Origin of the sequence: Levilactobacillus wangkuiensis (genome assembly GCF_016861605.1) — a bacterium.
GTDB classification, from domain to species: Bacteria; Bacillota; Bacilli; order Lactobacillales; family Lactobacillaceae; genus Levilactobacillus; species Levilactobacillus wangkuiensis.
This window is the reverse complement of the sequence record NZ_BOLM01000009.1, coordinates 1-25097: the sequence shown is the minus strand read 5'-3', so window position 1 is coordinate 25097 and position 25097 is coordinate 1. Positions and strand designations below refer to the sequence as shown.

Below are 25097 nucleotides of genomic sequence, written 5' to 3'. Positions count from 1 at the left end.
CGACTTATGTAGAGAGTCAACGCAACTGAAATTAATGCGACAAAAAAAGGAGTAGTCCGTTGACCACTCCCTTAGTATAGCTTATTTATCGGCTAAAATCGCCAGTTCATCGATTCGTTTGAAGAAGGCGTCGTGATCGACCGTGGTGACCAGCGTGACGGGACGACCCGCTGGGGTTTCAAAGGTCCGACCGCGACCAGGGCCGGTGGTGAGGACGTCACTGGTGACCTGCTTAGTCGTGACGATGGCTGGGGATTCGCTGGCAACCGTCGTCAGAACATCCCACAGGAAGTACGTTGAGTTCGTTTCAAAGTGTTGAAGGGCAGGAACCAAGGCGTAACCTTGGCCAATGAAATCAATGGCCGGGTGTTGCCGTTGTAAGGCCCAATTTTGGCGGATGGCAGGGGTCAAGGGCACTTGACGGGTACTTTCCAAGCCGACCATTTGAATGGCAATGTCGCTATCCCAAACCGTTTTAACGGCTTCCGGATCCCAAAAGGCATTCCACTCAGTCGTACCGTCTTGTTCGGGTTCGGCAACGTTGCCGCGACCATCAAAGGTCCCACCCATCCAATAAAGCTTGTCGATCTTAGCGGTGATGCCGGGTTCTAGGGCGATGGCCCGGGCCAAGTCAGTCAAGGGACCGGTCATGACCAGCGTCGTTTGGCCGTCAGTCTGGTTGAGTTTGTCAATCAAATCTAAGTGAGCGGGCTTGGCCGCCACTGGGGTGGTGATGGTTCCCGCTTCGTTCAGAATGGGAAGGGCGTCGAGACTGAAGGCATCGAGCCGCCACTCCTTAGGGAAGGGATGCACGCCGCGGGAGTCTGAGGCCGCCACGTCTAGTTGGGCGCCGTGGCCAAACCGGTCTATGATCTTACGACTAGCCGCCATTGCGGGTTCCAGGTAAGAATCAGCGCCGACAACCCCCACGCCGGTCAGATGAACGTCGGGCATTTGCAGCAGTAACAATAAAGAAACTAAATCGTCGACACTACCGTCATGATTGAAATAAACATTACGCATGGCACAATCGCTCCCTCTTATTACGAACATTATAATTGGTTGGTTCTTCAATGGTTCATATTCTACCGGACCGGCCACTGAATTGCAAGGGCGTTTCCGAATTAATTTAGCCAGGGTTAAGGAAACTTTCGTATACTTATAAACAGGTTAACGAACAAGTGGTTAATCGAAAGGATGAGTACGGGATGAAATCAGTCCGTCAAGGGCCTAAACATTGGTTAGCACTATTTGTAGCAGGAGTTATCCTCTTTGCCGGTGGTGGCGGGATGGGCTACATGCTGGGCCAACAGCAAGCTAAATCCGCACAAACAACGCAATTAAAAAATGCCCCGAAAGGCATGAAAAATCGGCCATCCGGTAAGCCTAGTGGCATGCCGGAACAAAGTAGCAGTAGTAGCAATTAACGAACATTAGCCCAATTGTGGCCGGCTTATCGGTAAGGGCCCAATAAAAAAATGCGTACCACCGTCAAAAAACTGACAGGTGGCGCGCATTTTTTAGTTATTTCGTTGTGATTTCATTCAGCCCGACGGAGGCACTACCCGGATACAGCGCCATGCGTTGCGCGCGGTAGCTCCAGTCGCCGTGTTTGAAATGGGTGCGGTTCACGTCAAAAACGATTTGGTTCGTCTTGCGGTTGACCTCGACGAACTCGCTTCGTTTCCCGTTGCTGGCATACCCAAAGCCAATCAAGGTGTTGTTGCGCCCGACAGCGTAACTACTGCCGACGATGTTGGTAAAGTTCCGTTGACCCAACGTTTTTCCAAAGCTCCAGGTCTTGGTAACCGTGTGCTCCAGCTGGTTGATCGAAACAATTTCACCGGCCGACCACTTCTTGGATTGCTTGGTCTTACCGCGGGTAACGGGCACATTGTTGTCGTAGAATTCGAGGCCAATCGTATCGCCTTTGGTCTGTTGCGGAATGATGTTGACCGCGTGCTGACCACCGTTGTAGCGGTAATTCTGGGTGGTTGGTTGTAAGAGATACTGCTGATAGTGCTTTGGCAGCTTATCTGGAGCAGCCAGAATCCACTTTAAATTCGTTGTTTTATAGTTAATGGCAAAAATCATATCCTGGTTTCGACCGGAGACGATGAGCTCATCCTTCTTGGCATCGTAGACCATTGAGTTTTGGTGGAACCAGTCGATCTTGCCGTCGGGGCGTTTCGTCCCCGTGTAGTGGGTGTAGGCCGATTGGGGAAGAATCCGTTTGAGGTCAATGACTTTGACGATCTTGGCCGTCTTGTAATCAATCTCGATCATGGTGTCTTCCACGTACTTGCTGCTCCCGTCGTCGACCGTCAACAACAGGTTGTGGTTCGGCAACTCGATGGCATCATGATGGATTACCGTGTTGGTTTCCAGCTTGCTATGATCCTGCCGCGTCGGGAACTTGCCTTCAAAGTTATATTGCCGGTAAACGCGGCCGTAGAAGTCGGTTTCACGAAGCGCGTTATATTTATGCTCGCTCGCGGAAATCTTGGTCAGAATCAATAGGTGATTGTTGGCCAGACGTTTGAACACGTGGGAGATCAGATTGGTGCTGTACCACCGAATCTTGCCTTGCGCGTCCAGGCCATAGGTGATGCCTTGGCTGGAGACGGCAAATGTCAGCCGGTTATTGCCCTTACCCAACGCCATCTTCTTGGGATGGCTGGTCTTCAGGGTGTTCTTGCCGATTTCCTTAGGTGCCTTGCCCGTTTGCATGGTGTACGTGGCGTAGGTCTTTTGCCCATTTTTCTTGGTAAATGTCAGCGTCACCCGGTTAGTTCGGTTGGCGTAGAGGCCGAGTACCCCAATGGCATGATTGGTGCGGTACTTGGGCAGATATTTTGTCAGCGTGGTCTTCGGCGTATCCCCGTGAACGGTGAGCTTTACCTTCGTGGCGGCCTGGGTCTTCACCAGAATCAGACCGGAAAGGGGGGACGTCTCGTACGGATTGACGATGACCTTTGCATGGGCAACCCCAGGCGTTAACTGCGCCAGTTGTTGCCGGTAGCCAGCGGTGATTTTGTTGGTCGCCGTGGTGTTTTTCGTCGAAATGGCGGGCCGCAGATTCAGCTTAATCTGGTTGGTCGATAGCACATTTTTCTTGTGGTAGTGCTGGTGAACGAGCAAGACCTTGCGAACGTTGTGTCGTTCGTGGTAGGCGCCAGCCCCACCGATGACAACCAGTGCGAGCACAACACCCAAACTGATTTTCCAAAACTTCTTCATAATATGCCAAACTCCTTAACTATTTTCCGTGCTAATAACGAACAATTGCTCCTGCTATTTTAGCAATTAATTGCGTCAAAGACAACCGCACCCATAGTAACAAAGATTCCATGTGTGAATTAATATGCGGTCGGAGTCAGGAAATTTCGGTTAGTGGGGGAGTTTTCCTATTGTCCAAACTAAAAATCTTGTATACTATTATTAGCTTCAACGTTAACTGGATAGGGAAACTTTTCGGTTGAACAATGATTAATGGAGAGCGACTGTTGGCTGACAAGTGCAGAATGGCGGATAAGGCTATTCAAACTGTCAACGTTTTGCTCACTAGGCTAGTGTGAATGACCAGAGGCGGGCCAAGTTGCCCAGCTGTGGCGGAAGCCCGCTCTTGGGCTGGAACCGGCCCCATAGCAGGGCAGCTTGAGCCCGCTGACGGGAACGGATTTTGACCACTAACGTAGCAAGCAAATTGTTGGGCAACGGTTGCGACGGGGCAACTCGTCGGGAGGAGAAAGCATGGACAAACAAGATCGGTTAAACTTTAAGCTGGGGGCCAAACAACAGGTCACTACCAACTTTAAATTCTATTTGCTATTATCAATTTTATGGTTAGCACTGCAGTGGATTGGCGGGAGCATGTACGCCCGTGACATGAACTGGGTGGCACGCATCAACGAAGAAAACGGGATGGGCCTCAATGGCTTCTTCTCGTTTGCGGGGTTATTCTTCCTCGTTGCCGCCATGTTGCGGATGGGGGCCCGATTAACCATGATCGATTTGGATCGGGGCAAAGCAACCTTGGATAATCCGATTCAACGCAGTTTTGCGCTGTTCGACAAGGGCCAATATTTCTTAGGTTGGATCTTCATCAGCATTTTAGTCGGGATTTTCACCTTCCTGTGGTCGTTACTGCTGGTATTCCCCGGCATCATCAAGGCCTACGCGTATTCCCAAGCCTTCTACATTTACCGTGACGCGTACGACCGGGGCGAGCAAATGTCGGCGCTCCAAGCGATTACGGCATCGCGTCGACTGATGGACGGCAACAAGTCATTCCTGTTCATTATGGACTTAAGCTACATTCTCTGGTTCCTGCTGGTCTCCATCACGTTCAACATCGCTGGCTTGTTCGTCTACCCATACTACGATATGGCGCGGGCCAAGTTCTACAACCAGCTGGTGGTTCGTCAACAGGACCAACCAGGCGCCACGAAATTCACCGACGAGTCCCAACATGAGGATTAGCTAAAATGGCTGGTCATACTGGTCGTTGAGGTCGCCTTACCGGGCGGGCCAAATAGACCGTGACGCTGTGGGTGGACGCCGGAAGCCCAAGGGCGGTCTTCCAGCTTACTTTGAGCCTCAGAGAACGAATCTCAAAGATACCAATTCTCTAGCCGGCTTGCGTCGCCAAGAGAATTCCCACGGCTGAGTCTATTTGGTCCGCCCTAACGGCTAACGATAGTGGGACGTCGATTGAACATAACTGTATAAATGACAAGGAGACTTCTGCGGAGGCCTCCTTTTTTATTGGCATAGTGGTAACTAGCAACCACGTAAACTCGAAGACACAAGCAAAACCGGCAAGAACGCCACTCTGATTTGGCAAGTCCGTTCTTTGCGCCAGTGTCAGTGAAGCCGGAGGCAGCCAGATTCGGATATCCCTGTGTCGATGGTGTTAGACCGGTGATTTTTCCGGCCTTACAGCATGGGACGATTTTGAAGACACGTGGGCTTCGTGGCTTCAAAGCGAGCCGGAAGACCGTTCCTCAGGCTGGAGGCGGTCCCCACAGGGTAGCCGTGTCTGGCGGCCGCAGGCGAAACGAAAACAAAGGCACAAAGAAAAAAGGACTTGCCAAATCGAGTGTACTAGGTATAATAGTACACACAGGACACGTGGCACACACCAAGGGGTGAAAGAAACATGCAAACAAACGATTCAAGCCTACCCTACTACGAACAGCTAGTTCTCCGGGTCAAACAGCAGATTGTCCAAGGCATTTTGCAGCCGGGCGACCGGTTACCATCCGTGCGCGACATGGCGCGGCAGGAACAGCTGAACCCGAACACAGTCAGTAAGGCGTATAAGCAGTTGGAAAGTCAGCAGGTCATCACCACCGTTCACGGCAAGGGCACGTACGTCCGCGAGACCACGACGGCGGCCGGTGACTCGGCGCAGGTCGTGGCAAGTAAAAAGCAATTAATGACATTACTCACAGAGATTCGATATTTAGGGGTCCCGCTCGATGAAGTTGTGAGCTGGATCAAGGCGGCATATGAGGGGGCAGAACAATGACCTTGGAAGTGAAAGCATTAAGCAAACAGATTAATGGGCAATCCATTATCGACGATATTAGTTTCAAATGGGCGCCGGGTGAAATCATTGGGCTCGTTGGCCGGAACGGGGTGGGGAAGACCACGTTGTTTCGAACGATGATGAACCATTACGTGCCGGATCACGGCGAAGTTGTGGTGGATGACCAGAACTTGGCCCAGGTTTCCGTTAAACAGCGGGAAGTCTTCTTCCTGGACACACAGTACAATTTTTTAAGCAATTATAGTTTGAAGGAATTACCAGATTTCTTTGGCATTGTCTATCCGCAATTTGACCGGCAACGGTACACCGAACTCCTGCGTCATTTTGACCTAAACGCGGGAAGCCAGTATCGCCGGTTATCTAAAGGGATGCGGGCGCTGGTCAATGTGATCTTAGCGCTGACCTCTAACGCGACTTACCTAATTTTGGACGAACCCTTTGATGGATTGGACGTAATCGTGCGCGAAAATATTGCGACGATGGTCATTGATGAGGTGGCCGACCAACAGAAAGGCTTCCTGATCTCCTCTCATGATTTAAACGAATTGGATGGGTTGAGCGACCGGGTCTTACTGTTGAAGGAAAGCAAGTTGGTCCATGATTACAATTTGGAAGACGTGCGGGCATCAGCCAAGAAGATTCAACTGGTGTTGCGCGACAAGACGATTCCGGACGTCTTAAAGGCACACAGCCAGTTGATTCGTGTTTCCGGCCGGGTGTTAGTGGTCGTTATTACCGACTACACGGACGCCATCGACCAGCAATTACGGGCGCTAGACCCCGTGTTGCTTGAAGAATTACCGTTGACGTTGGAAGACCTGTTCCGGGCGAATTTAGCCCACGACACGGGTTATCAACTGCTGAAATAGGGGGCGGAGACTTTGCAAAAACAATTAAACAAGTTAATCTGGCGGCGTCACCGGCGGCTATTTGGCCTGATTGGCGGCCTATCCTTACTGGTAGCCCTGTCCAACGTGGTGGTCGTGTTGCATACCTTGAGCAATGAAAACAACGTGCACGAATTAGTCAGCAACAAGATCAATCAATGGCAGATCTACGATACCAATGAATTTTCCGCTTATTCATTTTGGCTCTACTTTGCCTTCTGGATGTTAGGGTTTGTCCTCATGAATACCGACCTGAAGGACAATTTTAACCAATTCTTATTCAGTAGCGGTTTTACCCGGCGGCGGGTCTATTGGACTAAGCTGGGGATGGGCTTAGGGGCTGCGATTGTCGTGGCTGCCTTGACGATAGCTTTTCAGTGTGGTATTTTTTGGGTCAGTCTTCCGGCAAGCGTGGGCTTTCATTTAGCCTGGCCGGGGCTACTGACCTCGTGGGCGTCCGGCTTGGCATGCTCCATTGGGTTCTTCGCCATTTGCTGGTTTGCCGCGTTGATTATTGGGCAAACGGGTGCGTTGGCGATTACCGTGATTGGTTTTTCATTATCGTTAACGGGCGTCATGAATATTGTCGAAAGTATTTTCGGCAAAACGGGCATGGGTCTCAATAGCACACAATTTTCGTGGTTGTGGGCCGGTATTTCACTGGTCGCAGCCCTGATTTTGTTCGTCTGGGGCGCCTACCTGTATCCACGACTGTCACTGGAACACAACGGCGAGTACCTACTCTTCCCGGGGTTGAAAGTGCCAGTATACATCGTGTTCGTCGTGTACGTGACCTTCCTAAATGCTTGGAACGCGGCCGACGGCACCTCCGCCGTGATTGCCTTTCTGGTCTCGGTCGCCTTCGGTTATTTCTGGCTTTGGCGGCCTAGCATCATGGCAAAGTGGCACGAACGACGGTCTAGAAGTTAAGGCTAGAGAGTGAGTCGGAGTAGGCAATTAAACAAGTCATATCGGTGACTACCAGCTTGGGGAAGTTGGGTGGTTGCCAAGGGGAACCGCAGAGCGTTGGGGAACGTGCTGTGGTCAGCAAAAGACGCGGTATCTGTCATTAGTGGCAGGTATCGCGTCTTTTCGTTTGACTCAAAATAAGTTAGGCTTGGTGCAGGTACCACTGATAAATGTCGTTCGCGGCGGCTACTGCGAGATAACGCAGATGGATCGACTGATTCTTGTTACCGTGGCGCACGTTAATGGTCAGGTGCGCGAGCTGGGTGCGCTTCATCCAGATGGAACGTTTCAGCTTCATGGACTGAATCTTATCGACCGGCACGTAGTAGACCTCGCGGGTCCAGAAGTGGCCAGTCTGCAGGGCTAGCAACGTGGGCGTGATGAGATCGCCGGCGGTATTGTGCGCGGCGTAGCGTCCCTGCATGACGGCGATGGGCAGGAAGATGAGGCTGATCCAGCCCCAACTGGGAAATAGCCACCAGAGGAGGGCCACGGGGGCGGCCACGGTGAGCAGGGCATTACGAATCTGATACCAGCTCCGGGGGACGGTCAGCTTGCTGAGGTCGGGCCGTTGGGCGGGCAACCAGTCAATGAACGGCCGCATGACGGTGTAGACGGTCGGTGTCGGAATGACCGGCATGATGACCAGGTCATTGTCGTCATCGTCGCTCGCGGCCTTGGAGGCAATCAGGATTTGAACCGTTTGGAGATGCAGCCACTGCCGCAAGATGTTTTGCTTGATGCGGACGGCCTGTAGCCGATTCAGTGGGGCGGTGATGGTGTTGCGTTGAAATAGTCCCTTGGCCGTGATGAGGTTGTCGTCGCGACGCGTGAGTTCGAAGTGGTAGTAACGGGTCAGCGTCCAGAGAAAGGCGCCCAGCCAGGCCACAACGATGATGACCAGGGCGCCACCAATCAGCAGCGCCAAAGCCAGGTGGCTCGCGTCCGCAATCAGGTGGTCAGACAGCGACCGCGGAACCTTGTTGTAGAGCCCTAGAAGTACCAGCAGAAACGGAATAAAAATGAGCGACGTGAGTCCAAATTTGATCAAATCGCCATTGTTGATCTGGTAGTGTAAATCTGTTGGGACACTAGGTGTTTCCGTGGTTGGCGTTTCCTCGCTGGTTGCCGAGGCGGTAGTGGTTGGCGCCAGACTGGCTTGCCGACGGCGTTCAATCTCAACGGCCACACTGGTTGGAACGGCGGCGAGGCGGGCTTCCGGCGTCCGGTCCTCGTGGCTGGCGGTTTCAATCAGGACTTCTTCCAATTTAAACGGTTTCAGATAAAACCACTGCTTGCTCTGGACCGTTTGAATCCGGGAATAGGGGATGTGTTCGTGATGGCGGACGAAGACGCCGGAGTGAATGATCACGGCATCCGGGTCGACCACGTAGGTCAGGGTCAGCCATTTGGCAAGCGGATCGATGATAAAGGCCATAACCAGTAACGTGATGATGGCCCAAAACCAGATGGAATCCGTCTCACGCTGGGTGAACAGCAGAATAATTAAAAACCAATAATCTTTAAATGATTTCGCAATGTGTTGGAGCAGACCCAACGGATGGGTGCGCTTAGGCTTGGTCATGGCGGGCCTCCTGCGCCAACCGCATGATTTGTTCACGGAGACGCTCAGCTTCTGGTAATTCTAGTCCCTCGATGTCGTGGCTGGTGGCGGCCGTGGCGATGGAGACCTTGGTTAATTTTTGCCACTGCAGTAAGGGACCGGCGTTCAGCGTGACGTTTTGCACCCGGGCGATGGGGATGGCGACGCGCTTTTGGAAAATGAAGCCGGCCTGCATTTCCACGGCCAGGTCGGTGATCTGGTAGCGGGTAAAACGATAACGGTAGGGAATCAAGCCCGTTTCAATCGTGGGCTCGATGACGGTTAGGATTAAAAAGAAGATGACCAGCCAAAGGGGCCAGTCCCAGAATTTGTAGGCGAGCCAGATCAGACCGTCGAGGACCAGTAAGACGAGCAGACTGCCGAGGGCGCTAAAGCCCCAGATACGCTTGATACGGGGTGGTAATTGATGGGTTTGTGGTTGTTCCATGTGTGTGACTCCTCCCTGTGATAGTCCCAGTGTATCAAGCCAACGCATGGTTGACAACCTTGACTGAAATGGTTCGGAAATGTCCGGTAGAATGGATGGATTTAGGGGTAAATATCTTGACGTGATGGACGAGTGAGCACTTAAAAATTATTTTAACAGGGATCAAGACTACGCCTGTCGGGCGTCAACCGGTTAACCACGCCTACGTTTGTGAAAATGACGATTGACGAGTCATTTTCAAGTCCGTATAATAGCTAGCAACAACCAAATAGTCCTTTTAACTTAGTCCCGTGAGGCTAACAAAGGTCCGGTAGAATTCACTGTTTAAGCGAAACTGTGAGCTAGCGGCCTGACTCCTTGCGGGATCCGGCCGCTTTTTTCATGGCCGGCTGGTTGAAATGAAAACATTGGAGGAATTTTTTCATGGCACAGATTTATGTCGCAAGTCCGTTTTTTAGTCCCGAACAGGTGGATCGGGTCAAACGCCTAGAAGCTGCTTTAGCTGCTAATCCGACGGTGACCGATTATTACTCACCCCGGTTACACCAAGATGCCGCCAACGAACAGTTCACGAAACCGTGGGCCACGGAAATTTTCCATCGGGACATGGGCCAAATTGAAGCCGCAGATGTTATCGTGACGGTGATCGACTTTGAAGCCAAGAACCTAGACTCCGGCACGGCCTACGAGTTGGGCGTGGCAACGATGAGCAAGAAGCCCATCCTAGCCTTACAGGAAAAGGACGAGGCGGTCAACTTGATGATTACCGAGAGCATGCACTGGTATACCAAGAACGTGGATGATTTTAAGAGCTATGACTTTAACAAAATGGCCAAGGGTGAGTTCGTCGGCGAAATCCTGTAAAACAATTTGATTGGTCTTTGACAGAGCCTCCGGACTGGTGAAAATGAGACCGGGACGCTGTGGGCGCGCGCCTGGAGCCGAAGAGCGGTCTCCAGGCTTACTTTGAGCCTCAAATTGCGAGTCTCAAAGATAGCAGTTACCTAAGCGGGGGACCCACTAAGGTAACTCCCACAGCTGGGCTCATTTGCTCCATCCCTGCGGCTAAGACTGGTTTAGCTCGGCAATTGGATTTGCTTTTAGAATTTATTAAAGATCAGGCAGAAAACCCGCGATTTTAATCGCGGGATGAATGCCAGAACTTAATAATTTTTTTGAAACGTATGTTCCCCTATAAAGCTAAACATGGTATACTTAACCCAATTTTCAGGGGAGGTATCCATTGGTTAAATTAGGACGAACAATTAAGCTGAGACTCTATCCAGATACGAATCAAGCAGAACAGTTTCTAGCAATGAGTCAAGAATATCAACGATTAGCTAATATTGTCAGTCAATGGATTTTTGACCATGAGTTTCAGTTAAGCTGGTTAAAAATCAATCACCAGCTGTACAAACTGTTTCGGCAAGAGTCACCGCTTAACAGTCAAATGGTCCAATCTGTTTTCCGGACGGTGGTGGCTCGCTACAAGACCGTTCAGGAACAGTTGAAACAGCATCCTTACCATTACCAGGACGAAGAAAAGAAGTGGGTTCAGGTTCCTAGAGGCCTGAACTGGTTGGTGAACCCCATTCGGTTTCGTCGTCCACAAGCAGATTTGGTACGTCAGAGTAATTACTCTTTTGTAGACAAGATGCAACAAATTTCAATAACGACTCTAGGCAAACGAACTAAGTTAAGATTTACCGATAAGGGGTTTGAAAAATACTTCACCGACGACTGGAAACTGGGTACCGCTAAGCTGGTCCACACCCAAGGCAAGTGGTTTTTGCATATTGGTATCACAAAGGAAGTTAGTGATTTCAATGCCAAGGATAGCCCTCAAATTGTGGGTATTGACCGTGGTCTGCGCTTTTTAGCGACTGCCTTTGATAATGAAGGAAAGACGCTATTCTTTGATGGTCAAAAAATCTTACGTAATCGGAGAAAGTTCCTGGAGATTCGTCGGCAACTACAGAGTAAAGGTAGCAAGTCTGCTAAGAAAAAGCTTAAGCAACTAGCTCAACGAGAGAACCGCTGGATGACCGATGTGAATCATTGGCTAGCTAAGACACTCGTTGCACGATACGGTTCGCATACACTTTTTGTCTTGGAAGACTTAACTAATGTGACATTCAATACTGACGATTTGCCTAAGTCCTTGCATAATAGTCATCGTTCCTGGTCTTTCTTCCAGCTAGAATCATTCTTAACGTACAAGGCTCAGGCTATTCAGAGCACCGTCGTAAAAGTGAATCCAGCATTCACTTCACAACGCTGTCCCAAGTGTGGGCTGGTTGAGAAAACCAACCGGCATCACGAAACTCACGAGTATTGGTGTTCTCAATGTCAGTATCGTTGTAACGATGACCGCTTAGGGGCCATGAATATTGAGATGCTTGGCCGAGATTGGTTGAACGGCATCAAGCACCCAAAGATTACAAAACTAACGACTATTGGGTAGATCCTGATAGTTAAACGGGTAGCCGTCAATTACCCGATGATGTTGCCACTATGAGTAGGAGTGCCTACAGGCATGTTGGACTACTGTGTCGCCAGACACGTGAGCGACAAGCCTCTGAATTCATTCAGGGGCAATTGACTTGCGACTTGGATTGGCGCTAATGCCAATAACGGAACGTGGTACATCGGTGGGGTCATCGCGGCCTGTGGCTTTGTCACGGCATCGACGACTCTGGTGATTGTCGGCCTGATTTCCTATGCCCTGCTGGCGGTTGCCAGTTACATGGGGTATCGCACCGGCGTACCAGCCATGGCGCTCACTCGCGCTTCATTTGGCTTACGGGGGAGTCTGATTCCCTCCGCGATTAATGTGATTCAATTCATCGGTTGGGCGGCCGTGAATACGTTTATCGCCGCCACGTCGATCAGCTAGCTCTTTGGCTGGCCTCTTTACGGCAAGCCAGGCGGGACCTTTGGCCTGATTGTCGGCATTCTAATCATGAGTGTGCTGCATTTATTAAGCATTTCCTTGGGCGCGCGGTCGGTTCAACTGATTGAACGGGTCGGCATCGTCCTGGTCGTGATCTTTGTGTTGTGGGAATCCGTCGTGGTTTTCCGGACGGTCTCCTTTCACGAAATCTTGGCGTGGCAAGCGCCGACGCGTCTCCGGATGTCTTCGGGGATGGCGGCCGATACGTTAGCCGCCTTCAACTTGGCGTGGGTTACGGCGGCCTCGGACTTTAGTCGCTTCACGGCCAAGAAGTCTGCGGCAACCACGGCGTCATTTCTGGGAGCCAACGTGGGATTATTCTGGTTTGCCTTCATTGGCTTATTTGCCACGATTGGCACGGCGGTTTCGCTAAACCATTTCGACCCCAATAATTCGGACCCTAGTACGGTTGCGGCTAAATTGGGACTGGGTGTGATTGCCTTATTGGTCATCGTGCTCACGAGTACCACGGCCAATGCCGTCAACTTAATGTCGGCGGGCTCGGCCCTGACCAACATGACGCACCGGCTGTCGTTGAACGTGAGTCTGTGGTTGGTGACGATTGCGGCCACGTTAGTCACGTTCATTCCGGTGTACCTGGCCAGCTTCCTGGATGTGTTCGAGGCCTTCTTAGATGGTATTGGCATGTTCCTCGGACCAGAAATTGCCGTGTTCTTAGTGGATTATTTCTTCTTGAAACGCAAGGACTACCGCTTAGGCGAGTTCACCAAGATTCGGGGGGCCTACTGGTATGCCCATGGGGTGAACTGGGTGGCGGTCGCCAGTTGGGTGCTCGGCGTTGTCGCATACTGGGGCTTGAAGCAGGTGCCAGTGATTGCGACAACGGTCGGGGCAACGTTCCTGGCAATGGCCATCACGGCGGTCATTTACTGGGCCGGGATGCGGCTAACCCAGAAACAATCGATTCACGCGTAAACTTAACAGCCTAGTGGTGGGGCAGTGTCTCACAAACGGTGAACTAGGTCAATCAAACAACTAAACTAACGCCCGTCAGTCCTTTGTTGGCGGGCGTTTTGTCGTAGATAGGTAAATATTAAGCTAACAGAAAACGCCTCATCCAAATTGCCGTTAAGGCTGGTGGATGAGGTGTTTTTTAATCGTTGTTGCTTAGTAGTATTGAAGGTGTTACGTCAGTCTGGAACCGACCCCATAGCAGGTCACCTTGAAGCCGCCGTCGGGAACGACCTGGATTGCGTTGTGCCAGTCTATTTGACGAGCCAGCCACTGATGGAGGGCCAACTCTCCTGGTTGATGATCAACCGTGGCGTTTCGTTCAAATTGGTCTGGCTGGAAACGATGCCGGAATCCAAGGTGGCGACCCAGTCCAAATCTTGTTGAGCCAGGAAGTTGTTGATCTGGCGCGTCCCACCACCGTAAGGGTAGGCGAAGGACGTAGCCGTCACGCCGGTGTGTTCCTTCAGCTCCGTGACCGAAGTGGCAAAGTCCTTTTGGAATTTACCAAAGGTGTGGGGTTCCAGGAAAACCGGTTGCATCTTACTGTCTAAGTAGTGCATGTTATGGGTGTGTAACCCCAGGGTCATGAGGTGCCCGGCTTCATCTTGGGCGCCCTTGATCTGAGACCAGGTGGCCATTTGACTCCCTTCCCGGTAGCGGCCAGTGTTCCCCGTGATCACGAAGGTCGTGAACGGAAAATTGTAGTGGCGCATGACGGGGATGGCGTTGTCAATCACACTGCGGTCGATATCATCGAAGGTCAGGACCACGTATTTTCCCTTGATAGGACGGTGTGACTGTATCATCCGGGTCATGGTCGAGGCCGAGATGACCTTGACGTGATGTTTCTTTAAGAAGGCCATCTGCTTGGCAAACGCACTCGCAGGCACGTTGAATTCATGCAGTTGCGAGTTGTTAGACAGCTTTTGGGCGATTTCCGTGGACATCGAGTCCTTTAAGACCCGGTGATAGCAGAAGACCATGATGCCGTCTTTCATTTTTTCATAGCGAGCAGGCAGGGCGTAGCTTTCTTCTGTCTGATGTTGCTTGGCGGCTTGGCGGTCATAGGTCCAGCCCAGGGTGAAAACCAGGGTCAGGAGCAAGACGACCAGTAGGCCTTGGCGAATATGACGACTCATGAACGGGCCTCCTTCGTCAGTTGATGCCACCGCCAACCGCAGTATACGGGGACGATGAGCAGTAGGATGCCAATCAAAATCAAGAGATTATTGTTGGCGTGGGGCTGCAGGTTGAGCACCAGGTATAGGCTGACTAGGCCGTCGCTATACCAACCCAGGCTAAAGCTGATGTTGGCAAAAACGACCAGGGCCACGAAGAGCCACAGGACGATTAAGAGAATGGCCCGGACGACGCGACTAGCGCGGCTGGTTTTGTGCCGAACCACTGGATCAAAATTTTGTAATTTCATATTTTATAACCCCCGGTCTGGACTACGCCAGGTCCCCTTGCGTTGCGGACTGACGAAGTAAGATGCGATAGCGGACAGACAGCTGACCAGATTGATCATCCAGTAGTAGAGCACGTAGATGGGCACTAGCAGTAGCTCTGGACCAGCGAGTCGCGCGGTCATTTGGGAAGCCAGAAAGCCGACGGTAAATTGAATACCGCTCAGGCACAGCAGAATGATCAGCAAGTTGCCATCTAGTGATAAATCGTGCAAGAACACCAACTTGATGCTGTAGATCAGGACGCTGAGTGCCGTGGAAATGGCCCACAGGTTGCTGACGACGGTCTCTAATAGCAGAAAACGTTGGCCCCAAGGATTACGGTAAAAGCCCCGCCAGTTAGTTACTAGAACTTCCAAACCACCCCGTGACCACCGCTGGCGCTGCTTCAATAATCCTCGTAAGCGTTCAGGAACCAGAATCCAGCACATCGCGCGCGGTTCGTAGGCAACGCGCCAGTGGTGACGGTACATCCGCCAGGTAATATCAATATCTTCGGTCATGACGGCCGGATTCCAGCCCCCCACATCCTCTAAGGCTGCGCGGCGAAAGGCCACGATAACCCCAGAGACCGTGGTGATCGAACCGGTCAGGTAGGCCTGGGCCTTCTTGATGAGGTCTATCACGCCGATGTATTCCAACAGTTGGAGGCGACTCAGTAAGTTGGAGCGATTACGAACGACGGGCTTCCCGGTCACGGCACCGTAATCGGGCTGTGAGGTCAGCGTGGTCATCAGTTGCGTGACGGCGTCGGGTGCCAGTAAACTATCGGCATCGATGCCGACGATGTAGTCGCCCTTAGCGGCTTTAAGCCCTTCGTTTAGGGCGTTCGCCTTGCCTTGATTGACGGGCAAAGCCACAATGGTGATGGCGATGTTGGCCCATTGGGCTTTTAGTTCTGCCATAATGCTTAGCGTATTGTCACTGCTACAGTCGTCGATGAGTACCAGCTCGTATCGTTCATAGTTTAATTCTGCTAAAGAACGGACGGCGGCGTGTAAAGTCTCCGCTTCGTTGTGGGATGGGACTAGGATCGACACGAAAGGTGCCGTCTTCTCGTTTAAGAGAGTTCGGGACTGACGTCGGCGAAATAGTCCAGAAAACAGACAACCCGTGATCCAAATGATGGAAACAAAGATTGGATACCCGATCACGAAAGCGGCATTTAGCTTGTTAAACCACATAACTTATTATTCTCCCCTAGAATTTAACCTTATTAATTAGCGGCTATCAGCATACCACAGCTAGGGATTGAAAATAAAGGTTAAAATGAAAAATGACCAAATCCTAACATTTAATAAATTAAATTTTGAAAGCTGCCGGTTGTGAGCGGTGCTGAACACTGGTTACTGGTCGCCGTGGTAGAATATAGGAGGAAGTGAAAGAGAAAGGGTGAGCAAAATGATGCAGGAAATGCCGATTTTACCATTGATTGAACGGCTGACTGAGGGCGAGAGTGTGACGTTGTCCACGGATAAGGGCCAAGACGTTCGCGTTTCACCAGAAATCGTTGCCGGTCAACTCACAGGAAACTTTGTCAGCACAATTCTCCCGGGTATCCGTTACGATGATGCCCGGATTATTCTGAAAGAAACTTTAGCGAAATTTGATGAGCAGGGCGTCACTGTGACCAGTATCGATTAGATTTACCCGTGATTGCCCCTGAGTCGGTGGGAGATTATTTCCGCGGCTCAGGGGCTTTCGCCATATTTTGTACGAGGGGGAGAGCGCGTTGAAGATTGATTTCGCCATTTTAAATGATCGCGCTATTTTAAAAATTCGTTTACTGACATTTATTCGCGATCACCATGGGGCGTTTAGCCTAACGGACTTTGCGACGTTGGTCGACCTGAGCTATTCGCGGGCCTACCACGTTGTCTTGAGCTTGCGAGAAGACTTAACGGTCTTGGATCAAACGGCGGTGCTAACGAAGGACACGTTGACGACAACGGTCAGTATGGATACCTACCGTCACTGGCTGTATCAACAGAGTATTCCGTATCAGGCCCTGTTGGCGACGCTTAGACAACCAGATTTGTCACTGCAAGCCTTCTGTCAGGAACACGGCATCAGTTCATCGACCTTTAACCGGCAAATGCGACCGCTACGTGACGAGCTTGCCCAGTATAATTTACAGATGGCGGTCAAACCAATGGGGATGACCGGCAACGAGGCGTTGATTCAACTGTTTTATTTCATGGTACTAACATCAACCTTGACACCAATCACGGAGCTGCCTGCGTTGTCTGAGGACCTGCAACCGTTGGGGACGGCCGTTGCCCGGACCTACACAACGTCGGGACTGTATCAGGACTCGCCCAGTCTGCAACGTCGCCGGGAGCTGATGGTGACCGTCGCACTTTTGCGGTTGGGTCAGGGTCACCGTTATCGCAAATTACGCTTACCGCTGGGCCACCTGACGGACTTGCGGCCATTGGCGGAGCTCTTCCAGGAAAGACTGGGGGACACGCCGCTGCAGGCCTTGACCGAGTTGGCAACGCTAGATTACTTGTTGACCAGTTCGCCTTACTTTGTGCGGGCGTTGCGACCGGCCGCTTTGGCGCGACTTTATCGGGGCCTCCAGCAAGGTCACGGGGATTATCAGTTAGCACCCGGGATTGCGACGCTGGCTGATTTTGCGACCGGGAAAAATTGGTTCGCCAACTGGTTATTCTCGCTGTGTCAATTCATGTTGCTGTTCCGCGTTGACCCGTTGCTGCGACCAGAAATCACCGCGCTGTATCAACCAACGCCGACCTCAACGGCTGCGGCTCGCGAGATTGCCAAGGAAATGGGCAAACTCTATCCCGGACAGGTTGGCCCCATGGACCTGCGGCTGGTGCAGAAGTTTTTGAGCAAGTACACGAACGGCCTGACCCTGACGGCCGCCAAGGTGGAAATCTTGGTGACCTACGACATGATCGGCGTGACCACCGACATCTTTAATCGCTTGCTGAGCGGGGTGGTCCACCTGAGTCTGCTAACGAACGAGACCCGAATTGATCCGGATGACCGGGATAAATATCTGGTCGTCTATGGCGTTGACCCGTTGGCCAAGGAGTTTGCGGAGCAACACCAGGTGGAGGTGTTCCACTGGGTCAAGGAGTTGGCTTACGGGGAGAACTTGGACCGGCTGATTCGGAAGCTGCGGCACCACGAGCTGTCCATCTTCGCCCTCAACTTCGACAACCGCCCACAATGACTTGGGACTAGTCGTTGTATTCGTCTCCGGGCTGGTGAAAGCTGGGCCTGGTCGCGTCCGTTCCCGGCGGCGCGCTCAAGGTGCCCTGCTGTGGGGTCGGTTCCAGCCAAAGGACGGGCTTTCACCTCAACTTTGAGCCAAAGTGCGGTCTCAAAGGTTGCCCCGTGGGCTAGGCTGGAACAAAACTCCAGCCAAGACCACCGACACAGCCGGGCACCTTGGCACGCCTCTGGTCACTTCCACGACCGGCCCAGTTTTCCCAACCCTGCGGCTGACATTGACTGAACCCGGTCATTGTGCGGTGGTTGGGTTCTTGTCGGTTACCATGGTTGAAACTCGTACACCGATTATCTAAGATCACCGACACAGCCGGGCACCTTGGCGTGCCTCTGGTCACTTTCACGACCGGCCCATTTTCACCAGCCCTGCGGCTGACATCGACTGAGCCCGGTCATCGTGCGGCAGTTGATTTCTAGGTGGTTGGATTGCATTAGTATTAGTCTACAACGCAGTAAGTTAACATTGACGCATTCAATATCTTTTTTAGAAGTTTACTTAATTTAGGTACTTTAATGAGAGTAAATTGATTTAATACGAGAGTCTGTAGGCAGTTAATTGGTGGGCTAGCGACAACAATCATGCCAGTTAATTCTACCGACTGGAACGGGCATTCAATTGAATTTACCTGAACCAAGGGCCTGGGAGCAAAACCAGGCCCTTTTGTTCTGCCATTTTATTTGGCCGAAACGGGGGACAATAGGCAGCTGGTTCCGCTTAAAACTGACAACCAAACATTCAAGCCAAAGATTATTCGGTTATCAGCCTTAATGTTCGCTAGCTAACTGCCTATTGGCTTACTCTTTTTACGTCGTATCAGAATTCAGCGAAATGCGGTAGAATAGGAGTCAATTAGTAACGGGAGGTGGCGCCATGACGCCAGCAGCATTTAGTACGGGACGGGTCCAGGTCAACAAAACCATCGATGAGCTTCGGCGGATGGGGAAGGCGGCTCGGATGCAGGTGCCGTTTGAACAGTTAGGGTCCTACACCCCAACGGATCGTGATAGCAATCAGATGATGGACCGCATTCGCCAGCTTTTGATTCCGGAGCTCTTACCGGAACGGACGCAGCGGATGGGGGCCTCGGCGTTTGCCTTTTTCCGGGGAACGGCCGAATTGATGGAAGCCGATTTGAGCGCGCAGCCGGATTCCACGATTGCGACCTTTATTTGTGGGGATGCGCACATCGGTAACTTCGGGTTCTATGCGTCTCCAGAACGCCGATTACTGTTTGACTTGAATGATTTCGACGAAGCGGGCATCAACCCGTGGGAGTGGGATCTGAAGCGCCTGCTGGTGAGTGTGTTACTGGCGGGGCAAGCCAACGATTTTAAAGATAAAAAATTAAAGCAGCTCTTGCCAATGGTGGCGGCTAGTTACCGCAAGAGTATCAAGCAGATGTTTGAGCAAACTACGCTGAACCGTTTCTACCCCATGAACGAAGTGGAGAAGCTGGTGCAGGCGAGTGCGTTGGACGAGGATAGTTCCAAACTACTGACGTCCATCGTGGGCCGCGCCAACAAGCGGGACTCCGAGCAAGTGGTCCGTAAGTTTACGACGCTCGACGTGCGGGGCAACCTGTGTTTCCGGGAAAACGCCCCACGGACAACCCACGTGGCCGATGATTTCACAAGCCACATTGCGGCCTACTTCTCCGCCTACCGCCAAACGTTGCGCCCCGACGTGAACCTCCTGCTGTCGCAGTATCACATCACGGATGTGGTTCGGCACAGCGTGGGCGTCGGGAGTTTTGGGTCGCGGTGTTACTTGGTCTTGTTGACCAGTATCGACGGGTCACACCTGGTCCTTCAGGTGAAGGAAGCCTTGCCAACGCGGCGCAAAGGAAGCCAACAAGCCACCCACATCACGGTGGCCCTGGAACAAACAGAAGGCGAACGAATCGTAGACTGTCAAAAGATTTTACAGTCCGCCTCCGATCCCTTCCTGGGGTATTTCGCCGGCGCCGAGCAGAGCTTCTACGTGCGGCAATTCCGGGATATGAAGGAGTCCATCGACTTGACGCAGTTAGACTGGGACCAATTCCAAACGTACGCCAACACCTGCGCCTGGACATTAGCCATCGCACACTGCCAAAGCCCAACCGCAGCCATGATTCGCGGCTACCTAGGCAATGGTAAAATGTTCGACGAGTCCCTGGCAGGTTTTGCCTGGGCATACGCGGAACAGGTCCAAAAGGATTACCAATCTTTTGTCAGTTACCGCCTGGCATAATCGCCCGCCACAGTTCTGTGGTGCGTGGTATAATGTAAGCGGATACATTACTGATATACTTGCATCTAACTGCATTGGAAGTAGGAGAATTTCCCAATCAACAGTCACAAACATATTGGTAAATGAGCCATTTGATGGTGACAATGGGTGGCCGATGTCAGTGACCAGAGGTGGCCCAAGCCAGTCAGCTGTGTCGGTGGTCTTAGCTGAGTGCTTTTCTCAGTTTAGAGCACGGGACGATCTTTGAGACCGGTTTTCAGGCTCAAAGTCGAGATGGAAGACCGGTTTTGGGCCTGGAATCGGTCCCCACAGCAGGCAGGCTTGAGGCCACCGCCGGGAACGAGAGTCAGCGCACAGTTGGCAACCATCAAATGTGGAGAAGGAAGTGGGGAGTATGGCGAATCAGGAACAGCTGCAGCAGCTAACGCAAATCTACAGCTTAGTCACGCAATGCTATAATCAACCGCTAACGGGGCTGGCGGTGAATCTGCCGCAGTGTCAGTTGATGAGTTACGTGGCGGCCGAGCATTTGTCCGTGGCGCAGGTGGCCCAGAGATTGGGCTTCTCGGCAACTCGCACGTCGAATTTAGTTGTCGACTTGTGTAAGCGCGGCTACTTGAAACAGCGAGTGGCACCGAATGATCGGCGTCGGCGGTACTTGGGCCTGACCAAGTTAGGGGAAGAGAAGCTCGCACTGATCGAACAGCAGTTGCCCGAGATTCTCGACCAGACGTTGACGGAACTACGCGGCACTACGCGTGAATTTGGCTAATTTACATAGAGAAAAATCGGTAGACCCGCGTGGGCTTACCGATTTTTTGTTTGTTCATGAAGTTGTTGCGCCTGACGATGGGTCCAGCTGTCTGCCAGCAAGCCGCTGAGCATAATGACGAGTAGGCCACCGGCACCGAGTCCGGCGAGGCCAACGACGACCGGGCTTAATTGCCAAGTGAGGAGGGCGGCCAATCCGGCTAATACCAGAATGGCAATAAAGATTGGCGCAAGAATTTCAATAAATACTTTGGTATTTGACATCAAGGTCACCACTTTCTGAAAATTTCTTTGAAAGATTATTATCGACCAAGACTCGTGAAAACACAAGAAAATTTGGCATTTTGGGGATTATTAATTTAATGGGTAATATAAAATAAAAGTTAGGCCCAGTTAAAAAAGACTTTACAATCGCTGACCAGCCAGTATAATAGTGGGATATCATAGAGATAGGGGAGTTGAAAAATATGACAGACAACGTTTCAACGAAGACCAGCTTGACTGGTTACGCGAACGGCCCGTCATTACAAGAAATTAATGGTACCGTGACGATTCCAAAGGAAAAAGGTTTCTTAAAGAACCTATTGGCCTTCTCTGGTCCAGGTGCGTTAGTTGCCGTGGGTTACATGGATCCGGGGAACTGGGTGACCTCAATCGGTGGGGGTGCCCAGTACGGTTACCTGTTAATGTCCGTCATCTTGATTTCGAGTTTAATCGCGATGCTATTACAATACATGGCGGCTAAACTGGGCATTGTGACACAGATGGACTTAGCCCAAGCAACACGAGCCCATACGACCAAACGTATCGGTGCCATTTTGTGGGTCATGACGGAATTAGCGATTATGGCAACGGATATTGCAGAAGTTATCGGGGGCGCAATCGCCTTGCAACTGTTGTTTGGGGTCCCCCTGATTCTCGGGGTTTCCTTGACCGTTTTTGACGTTTTATTACTATTGTTATTAACTAAACTGGGTTTCCGTAAAATTGAAGCAATCGTCTTGTGCCTGATTACGGTGATTCTGGTGGTCTTCGCCTACGAAGTCATCATTGCCCAGCCCAACATGGGCGCGGCCGTTGCCAACTTCATTCCTCGCCCAGAAATTGTGCATCCGGGACAATTGACGATGGCCTTAGGGATTGTGGGGGCAACCGTGATGCCACATAACCTGTATTTACATTCTTCAATTTCACAGACCCGGAAGTTTGACCGGGAAGACCCGGCTGAAATGGCGCGGGCCGTGAAATTCACGACTTGGGATTCTAACATTCAATTATTTGGCGCATTTGTGATCAACTGTCTGTTACTTTTGCTGGGGGCAGCGATGTTCTTTGGTAAGGGGACGGATCAGTTGGGGACGTTCGGTAACCTGTACGCGGCTTTACAGGATAACCATCTGGCGGGCGCCGTGGCATCACCCGTTTTATCCACGCTGTTTGCCGTTGCCTTACTGGCTTCCGGGCAAAACTCAACGATTACGGGAACGCTGACGGGACAAGTCATTATGGAAGGCTTCATCAACATGAAGATTCCGTTGTGGGTCCGGCGATTGGTTACGCGGTTGATTTCCGTGGTGCCCGTGATTATTGCGACCGTCTTCTACGGGGGAAGCGAACGCGCACTGGACAACCTGCTGGTGAATTCGCAGGTCTTCCTGTCGATTGCCTTGCCATTTTCCATGATTCCGTTGACCATTTTTACCTCCTCCAAGAAGATCATGGGGGAACAGTGGGTCAACAAGCGCTGGGTGACGGTACTGGCATGGACTTGTACCATTGTCTTAACGATTCTCAACGTGCAAATTGTGCTGACCACGATTAAAGACTTATTTTAGAACTGCCTTAGCGTCTGATGGGTAAAACCGCGGCCGTCTATTGACTTTTCGGTGCGCGCCCGGTATCATCAAGGGCATAAGCTAAGAAACAGTTCAGTAGTGAGGACGGCTCCGGTCAAGAGATCTGACGGTGCTGGGAGTCAGAACGTCCGTGTTCACGAATTACGCTGTAGAGCGGCCGGATTTTCCGGCGGGTCATTCCGTTAACGATGGCGAGCGGTTGTCGATTGACAACAACTTGGGTGGTAACGCGGATTTTAATTCGTCCCTGATGGCATTAGCCATTGGGGACTTTTTTATGTTGTAGCTAATTTAGGAGGAACGAAATATGTCGATTATTGATGAATTGAAATGGCGCGGCGCCATTAACCAACAGACTGATGAAAATGGGTTAGGCGACTTGGTCAACGAAAAGGCCGTTGGTCTGTACGCGGGGATTGACCCAACCGGGGATTCCATGCACATTGGTCACTTGATTCCCTTTATGATTTTGAAACGATTCCAATTAGCCGGTCACCGGCCATACATCGTGATCGGTGGGGCCACTGGGTCAATCGGTGATCCTTCAGGTAAGAAGGCTGAACGGGTCTTACAAACCATGGACCAAGTTCGCCACAATCAAGACTGCTTGACGAAACAGATGGAACACCTCTTCGGTCAAGATGGGTCCTTCAAAATTGTGAACAACTACGACTGGCTCTCAAAGGTTTCCCTGTTAGACTTCTTACGTGATTACGGGAAGCTATTTAACGTGAATAACATGTTGAACAAGGAAGTTGTCGCTTCACGGCTTGAAGTCGGGATTTCTTACACGGAATTCACTTACCAAATCTTGCAATCCATCGATTTCCTTCATTTATACCAAGCGGAAGATGTTCAACTGCAAATTGGTGGGGCTGACCAATGGGGGAACATCACGGCCGGTATTGATCTCATCCATAAGCAAGAGGGTGCGGATGCTAAGGCTTACGGGTTAACGATCCCGTTGCTGTTGAAGGCTGACGGCACCAAGTTTGGGAAGTCCGAAGGCGGCAACATCTGGTTAGACCCAGAAAAGACCTCACCTTACGAGTTCTACCAATTCTGGATCAACACGGATGACCGGGACGTTGTGAAGTTCTTGAAGTACTTTACGTTCCTGAGCCAAGATGAAATCAAAGAACTGGAAGACGCGGTTGCGACGCATCCAGAAAAGCGTTTGGCCCAAACCCGCTTGGCTGAAGAAGTCACAGCGTTTGTTCACGGTGAAGACGCGGTTGCGGAAGCCCAACACATTACCAAGGCGCTTTTCTCTGGGGATGTTGCTGACCTGACGGCTAGTGAAATCGAACAAGGTTTCAAGAAGATGCCTTCCGTGACGGTGAACGCCGATCAAAAGAACATCGTTGAATGGTTAGTTGATGACACGAAGATTGAATCCTCTCGCCGTCAAGCACGGGAAGACTTAACTAACGGTGCCATTCGCATCAACGGTGAAAAGGTTACGGCAACGGATATCGATATTGATCCCACCAGTGCCTTTGATGGTAAGTTTGTTATTGTTCGTCGGGGCAAGAAGCGGTACTTCTTGGTTAGAGTTGAAGCCTAATTGCTAAAATAATGAAGCACGCACAGTCGATTGGATTGCGCGTGCTTTTTTGTCGCCAAAATAAAGACGAACGGTTGGTGGTTAAAAATCAGGGAACACACGGCCGTCAGGTAACTATTTGGATGCTTTCAAGCATAAGATATGCCTTTGAAAAAAGATTGTTTTATTTTCAGTTTTTAGTTGACGGGGTGGGCTGTGGTTGGTATAGTTATATACGTTGTCACGGCGATTAACCAACTAGACCAATTCGAAAGATTGAAAATAGTTGTTGACAAGCATGACGACAAAATGATATATTAATTAAGTTGCTTCGTTGGAAGCAGCCATCAACGAGAAACGTTGTTAAATCAAACTTCTTGTTGACATCAAATCAGTTAAATGATATGATGATTAAGTTGTCTGCGAGAGCAGATAACTGGTAGACCTTTGAAAACTGAACATTGTTTCGACAAACCAAATATGTGTAGGGCGGTTTGATACTTGGTATCAAACCCAAACAATATTTGCGAAGTCAATTCGCTTTTATAACAAATAAAGTAACAACAATCGATGAG

At 51.0% G+C, this 25097-nt stretch carries 21 protein-coding genes, 1 pseudogene and 1 other annotated feature; of the genes and pseudogenes, 14 read left to right on the top strand and 8 right to left on the bottom strand.

Annotated features, from left to right (window positions below; all coding sequences use genetic code 11):
- Window positions 1–81 precede the first annotated feature (81 nt).
- A complete protein-coding gene (locus JUF13_RS08185) occupies window positions 82–1023 on the bottom strand; it encodes a nucleoside hydrolase (RefSeq protein WP_203639080.1) in 942 nt (313 codons plus the stop codon).
- A 185-nt stretch (window positions 1024–1208) separates the two neighbouring features.
- On the opposite strand from JUF13_RS08185, the gene JUF13_RS08180 reads away from it, so the two are divergent.
- Entirely contained in the window at window positions 1209–1427 is a 219-nt protein-coding gene (locus JUF13_RS08180; protein WP_203639078.1) for a hypothetical protein, read from the top strand.
- A 97-nt stretch (window positions 1428–1524) separates the two neighbouring features.
- Here JUF13_RS08180 and JUF13_RS08175 read toward each other — a convergent pair whose 3' ends face one another.
- On the bottom strand, window positions 1525–3240 hold the full coding sequence (locus tag JUF13_RS08175; protein ID WP_203639076.1) for an aryl-sulfate sulfotransferase: 1716 nt from the start codon (window positions 3238–3240) through the stop codon (window positions 1525–1527).
- A 513-nt stretch (window positions 3241–3753) separates the two neighbouring features.
- Between JUF13_RS08175 and JUF13_RS08170 the strand changes: the two genes are divergently transcribed.
- The 4 genes from JUF13_RS08170 to JUF13_RS08155 all read left to right on the top strand — a co-directional run bounded on the left by JUF13_RS08170 (window position 3754) and on the right by JUF13_RS08155 (window position 7371).
- The gene (locus JUF13_RS08170) at window positions 3754–4482 is read left to right on the top strand and encodes a DUF975 family protein (protein ID WP_203639074.1); all 729 of its coding nucleotides are present in this window, start codon (window positions 3754–3756) and stop codon (window positions 4480–4482) included.
- A gap of 679 nt (window positions 4483–5161) precedes the next feature.
- A complete protein-coding gene (locus JUF13_RS08165; RefSeq protein WP_125764762.1) occupies window positions 5162–5533 on the top strand; it encodes a GntR family transcriptional regulator in 372 nt (123 codons plus the stop codon).
- A complete protein-coding gene (locus tag JUF13_RS08160; RefSeq protein ID WP_203639072.1) occupies window positions 5530–6423 on the top strand; it encodes an ATP-binding cassette domain-containing protein in 894 nt (297 codons plus the stop codon). Before JUF13_RS08165 ends, JUF13_RS08160 begins: the two co-directional genes overlap by 4 nt.
- Before the next feature lie 12 nt (window positions 6424–6435).
- Window positions 6436–7371: an ABC transporter permease gene (locus JUF13_RS08155; RefSeq protein ID WP_203639070.1), complete on the top strand. Its 936-nt coding sequence runs from the start codon at window positions 6436–6438 to the stop codon at window positions 7369–7371.
- Between the two features lie 181 nt (window positions 7372–7552).
- Here the strand turns inward: JUF13_RS08155 and JUF13_RS08150 are convergent, their stop codons facing one another.
- Together JUF13_RS08150 and JUF13_RS08145 are read right to left on the bottom strand one after the other, a co-directional pair.
- Entirely contained in the window at window positions 7553–8995 is a 1443-nt protein-coding gene (locus JUF13_RS08150; RefSeq protein WP_203639068.1) for a PH domain-containing protein, read from the bottom strand.
- Window positions 8982–9461 carry a PH domain-containing protein gene (locus tag JUF13_RS08145; RefSeq protein WP_203639062.1) on the bottom strand — a complete coding sequence of 160 codons (480 nt, stop codon included), beginning with the start codon at window positions 9459–9461 and terminating at the stop codon, window positions 8982–8984. Before JUF13_RS08145 ends, JUF13_RS08150 begins: the two co-directional genes overlap by 14 nt.
- Before the next feature lie 423 nt (window positions 9462–9884).
- On the opposite strand from JUF13_RS08145, the gene JUF13_RS08140 reads away from it, so the two are divergent.
- From JUF13_RS08140 to JUF13_RS08130, 3 genes and pseudogenes are all read left to right on the top strand, one after another.
- The gene (locus JUF13_RS08140; protein ID WP_203639060.1) at window positions 9885–10325 is read left to right on the top strand and encodes a nucleoside 2-deoxyribosyltransferase; all 441 of its coding nucleotides are present in this window, start codon (window positions 9885–9887) and stop codon (window positions 10323–10325) included.
- Between the two features lie 379 nt (window positions 10326–10704).
- Entirely contained in the window at window positions 10705–11925 is a 1221-nt protein-coding gene (locus JUF13_RS08135; RefSeq protein WP_203639058.1) for an RNA-guided endonuclease TnpB family protein, read from the top strand.
- Window positions 11926–12066: 141 nt separating this feature from the next.
- Window positions 12067–13350 (top strand): annotated as a pseudogene (locus JUF13_RS08130) (cytosine permease); the annotation flags it as partial.
- Window positions 13351–13640: 290 nt separating this feature from the next.
- On the opposite strand, the gene JUF13_RS08125 reads toward JUF13_RS08130, so the two are convergent.
- From JUF13_RS08125 to JUF13_RS08115, 3 genes are read right to left on the bottom strand one after another with little or no spacing between them, the layout of a single operon-like run.
- Complete coding sequence (locus tag JUF13_RS08125; RefSeq protein WP_203639056.1) at window positions 13641–14528, bottom strand: polysaccharide deacetylase family protein; 888 nt, start codon at window positions 14526–14528, stop codon at window positions 13641–13643.
- The gene (locus JUF13_RS08120; protein WP_203639054.1) at window positions 14525–14818 is read right to left on the bottom strand and encodes a hypothetical protein; all 294 of its coding nucleotides are present in this window, start codon (window positions 14816–14818) and stop codon (window positions 14525–14527) included. The genes JUF13_RS08125 and JUF13_RS08120 overlap by 4 nt, the downstream gene beginning before the upstream one ends.
- Window positions 14819–14821: 3 nt before the next feature.
- Window positions 14822–16039, bottom strand: a complete 1218-nt coding sequence (locus tag JUF13_RS08115; RefSeq protein WP_203639052.1) for a glycosyltransferase family 2 protein — start codon at window positions 16037–16039, stop codon at window positions 14822–14824.
- 217 nt (window positions 16040–16256) lie between these two features.
- Between JUF13_RS08115 and JUF13_RS08110 the strand changes: the two genes are divergently transcribed.
- From JUF13_RS08110 to JUF13_RS08095, 4 genes are all read left to right on the top strand, one after another.
- Window positions 16257–16499: a hypothetical protein gene (locus tag JUF13_RS08110; RefSeq protein ID WP_203639051.1), complete on the top strand. Its 243-nt coding sequence runs from the start codon at window positions 16257–16259 to the stop codon at window positions 16497–16499.
- 88 nt (window positions 16500–16587) lie between these two features.
- Window positions 16588–18057 carry a helix-turn-helix domain-containing protein gene (locus JUF13_RS08105; protein WP_203639050.1) on the top strand — a complete coding sequence of 490 codons (1470 nt, stop codon included), beginning with the start codon at window positions 16588–16590 and terminating at the stop codon, window positions 18055–18057.
- 930 nt (window positions 18058–18987) lie between these two features.
- Window positions 18988–20349 carry a DUF2252 domain-containing protein gene (locus JUF13_RS08100; protein WP_203639049.1) on the top strand — a complete coding sequence of 454 codons (1362 nt, stop codon included), beginning with the start codon at window positions 18988–18990 and terminating at the stop codon, window positions 20347–20349.
- Window positions 20350–20743: 394 nt separating this feature from the next.
- Window positions 20744–21121: a MarR family winged helix-turn-helix transcriptional regulator gene (locus JUF13_RS08095; RefSeq protein WP_125764790.1), complete on the top strand. Its 378-nt coding sequence runs from the start codon at window positions 20744–20746 to the stop codon at window positions 21119–21121.
- Between the two features lie 35 nt (window positions 21122–21156).
- Here the strand turns inward: JUF13_RS08095 and JUF13_RS08090 are convergent, their stop codons facing one another.
- Complete coding sequence (locus JUF13_RS08090) at window positions 21157–21384, bottom strand: hypothetical protein (RefSeq protein ID WP_203639048.1); 228 nt, start codon at window positions 21382–21384, stop codon at window positions 21157–21159.
- Window positions 21385–21587: 203 nt separating this feature from the next.
- Here JUF13_RS08090 and JUF13_RS08085 point away from each other — a divergent pair, with 203 nt between their 5' ends.
- Window positions 21588–22955, top strand: a complete 1368-nt coding sequence (locus JUF13_RS08085; RefSeq protein WP_203639047.1) for an Nramp family divalent metal transporter — start codon at window positions 21588–21590, stop codon at window positions 22953–22955.
- Window positions 22956–23029: 74 nt separating this feature from the next.
- Window positions 23030–23228: a binding site (T-box leader), on the top strand.
- A gap of 55 nt (window positions 23229–23283) precedes the next feature.
- Window positions 23284–24543 carry a tyrosine--tRNA ligase gene (gene tyrS / locus JUF13_RS08080; RefSeq protein ID WP_125764797.1) on the top strand — a complete coding sequence of 420 codons (1260 nt, stop codon included), beginning with the start codon at window positions 23284–23286 and terminating at the stop codon, window positions 24541–24543.
- The last annotated feature ends 554 nt before the right edge of the window (window positions 24544–25097 follow it).